This window comes from Dyadobacter jiangsuensis, assembly GCF_003014695.1.
Taxonomy (GTDB): Bacteria; Bacteroidota; Bacteroidia; order Cytophagales; family Spirosomataceae; genus Dyadobacter; species Dyadobacter jiangsuensis.
This window is the reverse complement of record NZ_PYAS01000037.1, coordinates 1-5,016: the sequence shown is the minus strand read 5'-3', so window position 1 is coordinate 5,016 and position 5,016 is coordinate 1. Positions and strand designations below refer to the sequence as shown.

At 46.0% G+C, this 5,016-nt stretch carries 8 protein-coding genes; all 8 read left to right on the top strand.

The genetic code is table 11. The features are described from left to right. Positions 1-257: winged helix-turn-helix transcriptional regulator (locus tag CLV60_RS33985; protein ID WP_211302320.1), on the top strand; the 257-nt coding region annotated here is incomplete at its 5' end. Between the two features lie 195 nt (positions 258-452). Continuing rightward, on the top strand, positions 453-1,337 hold the full coding sequence (locus tag CLV60_RS33980; RefSeq protein ID WP_146151654.1) for a hypothetical protein: 885 nt from the start codon (positions 453-455) through the stop codon (positions 1,335-1,337). Between the two features lie 361 nt (positions 1,338-1,698). Beyond that, a complete protein-coding gene (locus CLV60_RS33975) occupies positions 1,699-2,007 on the top strand; it encodes a hypothetical protein (RefSeq protein WP_090149057.1) in 309 nt (102 codons plus the stop codon). Between the two features lie 13 nt (positions 2,008-2,020). Continuing rightward, positions 2,021-2,398, top strand: a complete 378-nt coding sequence (locus CLV60_RS33970; protein ID WP_090149059.1) for a hypothetical protein — start codon at positions 2,021-2,023, stop codon at positions 2,396-2,398. Further along, complete coding sequence (locus CLV60_RS33965; protein ID WP_106599838.1) at positions 2,395-3,093, top strand: P-loop NTPase family protein; 699 nt, start codon at positions 2,395-2,397, stop codon at positions 3,091-3,093. Before CLV60_RS33970 ends, CLV60_RS33965 begins: the two co-directional genes overlap by 4 nt. Beyond that, positions 3,086-3,610 carry a hypothetical protein gene (locus tag CLV60_RS33960; RefSeq protein ID WP_106599837.1) on the top strand — a complete coding sequence of 175 codons (525 nt, stop codon included), beginning with the start codon at positions 3,086-3,088 and terminating at the stop codon, positions 3,608-3,610. Before CLV60_RS33965 ends, CLV60_RS33960 begins: the two co-directional genes overlap by 8 nt. A 208-nt stretch (positions 3,611-3,818) precedes the next feature. Beyond that, the gene (locus CLV60_RS33955) at positions 3,819-4,478 is read left to right on the top strand and encodes a plasmid mobilization protein (protein WP_090149794.1); all 660 of its coding nucleotides are present in this window, start codon (positions 3,819-3,821) and stop codon (positions 4,476-4,478) included. Then, positions 4,475-4,942: a relaxase/mobilization nuclease domain-containing protein gene (locus CLV60_RS33950; protein ID WP_229211250.1), complete on the top strand. Its 468-nt coding sequence runs from the start codon at positions 4,475-4,477 to the stop codon at positions 4,940-4,942. The genes CLV60_RS33955 and CLV60_RS33950 overlap by 4 nt, the downstream gene beginning before the upstream one ends. Positions 4,943-5,016 lie beyond the last annotated feature (74 nt).

Here is a 5,016-nt window from a genome sequence, read left to right as displayed (position 1 = left end):
TATGTATGGAAGGGCCGGAATTGACCTGCTTACAAAAATGTTACTGGCCAAAAACAGATAGCCCCACCATCAAAAGTGAAGAAGAGCCCAACTTCACCGAATTTTCCACCGTATTGGATACGCAGCCTGTGACCGTCCAATATAATCTGACCGAATACGGCTGGACATTACAGGATCTTATTCATGGTCTTGCCACGTGGGGTACAAAACATCGCCGGGTAATTATGGATGAGCAAAGCGCACTCGCTGATGTCTAGATAATATTGCCAGAATACAAATTCTCTAGGAGAATTTAAATAGCTGAACTGCTGGAACAGTTGTTTTAATCATACTCAACTAAGTCTCTGGAGTAGATTTATTCCGAATTGTCGCAGAGTTTGTCCCTAATTTCATTGCACTTTGTTATCTTACGTTTAGTAGGTAAAATGTGTAACGAAAACGAAGAGAAAGAGATGAACCTGCATTCCAATCTACAATATCCATTATTCAAATATCTATCAGAAGAATTCAATGGAAGCTTCTATCAGAGCGAATTAACATGTCTGAACAGGATGCTGATCCTGTATCATAACCGGCTGTCATTTTCGATAGACGACGATACATCAAGCTTTCTAGATGAGTTCGCTCAGCATTTGGAAAAGCCTATCGCCTACTGGTGGATTCCGGCCTATAAGCGCCAGCACATCAATGTGCTTCGGACCAGGATCAGGTTTGTGCTGAAAAACAACCCTCAAATATTTCGAAACCTTCTGTCCAGACCAGATTACAGTTCCTTTGAAGCCAAACGCCAAACGATCAAAGACATATACCAGTGGCTAGTTACTTTCAGCGGTGAAGCAGGTTCAGCAATTGAAGTTATTGATTGGAAGAACGATTTGCAAGCCGAATTCGACCAGTTTTTTCAGGAAACAAAGCAGGCCAAAGAAAAGATGGCACCCCAAAAGCCTGCTTTTGAACACTTTTATCAGATATTGAAGGGGAAAGATAAAGCTGAGAAACAGGACAAATTCCGGAGGCTCGTTGATATTCTTCTCAGGGAGCAATGGATTACAAGCTCAGAGAAACCAGGATTCTATCAATTCCGCAATAGCAGCACAGGCGGCCGGCTTCAACTAGCTGCGATCTATTATACCCTTGGCAAGCAGGGGCACATTGACAGGCAACTGCCTGCTCCACAGGTGGCAGGCCTGTTTAATAGCTGGCTCTCACATGACATCTCACAAAAATCCTTTATTAAGGCCTTTCAAACCGAACAACTTGACACGTTCAACTGCTCATCCAACCGGCCCCGCCACAAATATGTGACCGAATGCCGGCTCTTATTGCGAGATCTTTGAAGCCGGATTGTCTCTAAAATTTCGGTAAAAATTCTTTTTATTCCTGCCGGAATATCAGGAACGTTATTGCCGAAATCTGAGGTGAGATTTGCGATATGTTCAATAAAAACAGTTCGCAAATGAAAAATCTGCAATCCACTTTTTCAAGCCTTATGCTCTTAGGCCTGAAACCAGTCCATCCAAAATTGACCGGAGGAAAATCCGGTCAGTGTTTCGCAAACCAGGTTTCCTGCCCGAGGCATGCGCGGGTGAAACTTGGCCCGACACCGCCATGTAACAGATGCGCTCAAACTGGCAGGCTTTATATCTGTCATCGGATACCGGAAGATAGCTTCTTAATAGTAACCAAAACCGCATAACGATGGAGCCTGTATCACTAACAAAAGAGATGCTGCTGATGCTTTATGAGCGGAAGGACGTCAAGAGAAGAATGTTTCTTTACATGCATTATCAGCGGCTTTTCGCGCAGTACTATTCAATGGGCTTTCTGGTAGAGTTGATCAATCAAGATCTGGGCAAACCAGTGGTCTCAACCGGCGATATTAAGTACATCAGGGCTAATGCGCATAGATGGAGGTCGGAGCTGATACCCGAGGGTGTAAAGAATGCGGGCGGTGAACGTCAGATTCAAACAGACACAGGTGGTGATCTGGATTTGACGACGGCTTAGACCGGGTAATCTCATGGATAAAGAAACATTGGTCGATTTATTTGAGAGGCGGGATAAAAAAAGAAGGCGCTTGCTTTACCGGCTTTACCAAGATTTGATCCATTCGGATCTGACAGCTGCTTACATCGCGGATAAGATCAGTTGGGAGTTGAAGCGCGAAGGCCTGATAAAAAGTACAGACATTAAGTTCTGCCGCTACCACTTCAAAAAAAGGCCGCTCAAAAAACTTTCGCATTCTTCTGTTTCCGCGCCGGTTAGCCGGGCAAAGGATCAGAAACCTGAAACTGCTTCGGCAACGGGGCTGAATGGGACCTGGACCGATCCGGAAAAAATCAGCCTAATAGACAATCTGATAGTTGAATCGAAATTCACCAAAAAGAAAAAAACATGAAACGTAAATTTCATTTTATACTCCAAGCCAAAGGTGGCGTGGGCAAGAGTCTTTACACTTATCTGAGGGCATTGTCTGAAACGGACGGCTCCTCCTTATTTGTCGATGTCGACAGCTCCACCAAAACATCCAGCAGACAACTGTTGTTTTTGGGACAGGACAGGCTGGAAAGCGTGTCGCTGATTGACAAAAGGGATGTGTTGGTCAGGGACTTATTTGTGGGATACCTGGAAAGTCTGATAGATTGTCCTTTTGAGCAAATCTACATGGACTTTGGCGCGCCGGAAAGCGAACAATTCCCCGCTCTAATATCACGCGATCTGGACTTTAAGGCGTGGTGTGATGAGCTGGGCTTTGAGGTTACTTTCCACATTGTCATGGCAGCAGGCGGGGCATACCTTGCCTGCGCGGAATACCTTCGGAAGATGTTCGAAGTTCTGGATGGGCAGTTTGAGATTGTTGCCTGGGAAAACATGTATACCTTCAAACAGTATCCAACCTTGTCTAACGAGCTCGCAGAAAAGTGCCTGGCAACTGGCATCAAGCACCGGCAATTCGGGGATTTCGATGCCAACAGTCTTTTGGGTATCCAGATATTGGATGGCATTAGAAACGGGTACAGCCTGGAACAGTATCGGCCAGGTGCAAGGATACGTCTGACGAAGGAACTTAGAGACCATTTCGGCTATGAATGATCAGCTGAGGGAGCTTCTCAACCGGCTAAATGGGAAGTACGGACAAAAGTATGGGCACCTGATGGACGATTGGACTTCGATGCTGCTGGAAGAAATCCATGAAAATTTTGCCGGTCTCGCTGCCGAGATTAAAAGCTGTACGCAAGCCATCGGCCAAGCGCAGACCAAGATTAAAACAAGCCAAAGAGCGGTTCATTTTGGTTCGACCCGTGAAGCTTTGTTTTATGCTCTGGGGATCACAGCTCCGGCAGCCATAGCCGCAACGATAATCTCGATTCTGATTTTTTGGTATGCGTATACAGAAGAGCGTTTTCAGAAGCTAAGAAGCATTATCGATACCTATGAAAATGTTTCGGACTATGTGCTGCTCATGCAAGGTGGACAGGTTATTGAAAGGGGCGGGGTTAACTATTTGGTGCTCCGTCCTGCCCCCTCCAAAGGAAATATGATGGTTGGAGAGGACTATGTCTATGACCACAAAAATAAACGCGTGCTTGTGCCTTTAGGCCGAAAATAAGGCCAAAAACGGCCAAGTGGACTTTTATGAACTTTTGTTGCCAAACACGGCCATTTGTAAACTTTCGTATGCATTGCGGTGGTTTTCCTTCCTAGCCAGCTATCGCCGGTACGTCGCGAAATGCGACTCCCCGGCGGGAGCTGGCCATGGGAAAACCCCTGGACCCCTGCTATTCGCCTTCCGGCTCATAGCTAATCAAAAAAGACACATGGAAAATCAGAAACAAAAAGGCAGACCGCTGAAAGAGAAAGGCACGGCCAAACGGGAACACTTTTCAGTATGGGTAAGCGCTGATCAGAAAAGACAGATTAATGAGCTCATTGAAAAAAGCGGGCTTTCCGCCAGTCAATATTTTTTGACCTTGGCGCTTGATGTGCCTTTTAAAAGGCCACAGAAAAGGGCGCTCCCCAAGGCAACTGCTGAAATAGTTAGGGCGCTTCAACAACTCTCCGGCGTTTTATCACTAGCGGTCCTAAAAACCAAGGGGCACCAGATGCTTACAGACCAGTGGCAGCACAGTAGCCAGCGGGTGAGGCTGCTCGCCGATCTTATCACTCTTTGGGTGTTTGAAAGCTTTGAGATCCGCAGCATAAAGAAGGCGCTCGAAGAGCTGCTGAATTGGTCAAACGAGCTCAGCTCTTATCTTTCTCAAATGCTACCTGAAACCGAAGGCAAACATCAGCTACTGCTAAGATGCAGTTCGACCAGCCGCCTGATCGGTGATTTGAAGCAAAAATATGAGGCCTACTATTCACAGACTCTTGAAGAACTAACACCATTCTGGACATGGAGCCAAACTGATGCAACCTCCGTTCACGCTGAGATTGAAAAAGCTGTAAATGCAACCCTGAAAAAGATGAGATTATGATTGGAAAGGCGACACTCGGCAGCTACGCGAAAGGGTTAATTGAATACTGCTACTACGACAAGCATGTCTCCGCAAAGATGCGGCAAAGGCTAGACGAACAAGATGTTCGAGGGGAATTGGTTTATATCCAGAACCTGGGTATAAAAATGCATGCAGACGGGAAACTGGACCTAAACTATTTGATCAACCAGTTTAACAGTAATCACATGCAAAATACGAACCTGAAAAAGTTCATGTGGCACCAGTCATTTAGCTTCGCGCCGGGCGAGAAGCCCGGCAACGAAACGATCGCAGAGATCTCCAACGAGTTCGCCAAGGAGTTTGGGTTTGAACAGAACCAGATGCTGGTTTTCAAACACGAGGATAGCGCTAATTTGCACTTTCATATCGTTGCCAACCGCATTGATTTCAATGGTAAGAACACCTCAAAGCACTTTCATAACTGGGTATTTCGGAGAAGTTGACCACCTGATTCCGTGGCAAATTGACCACCTAATTATCTGGCGGCCGGTAGCAGAAAAAAGCTGCAGAAGCAGTT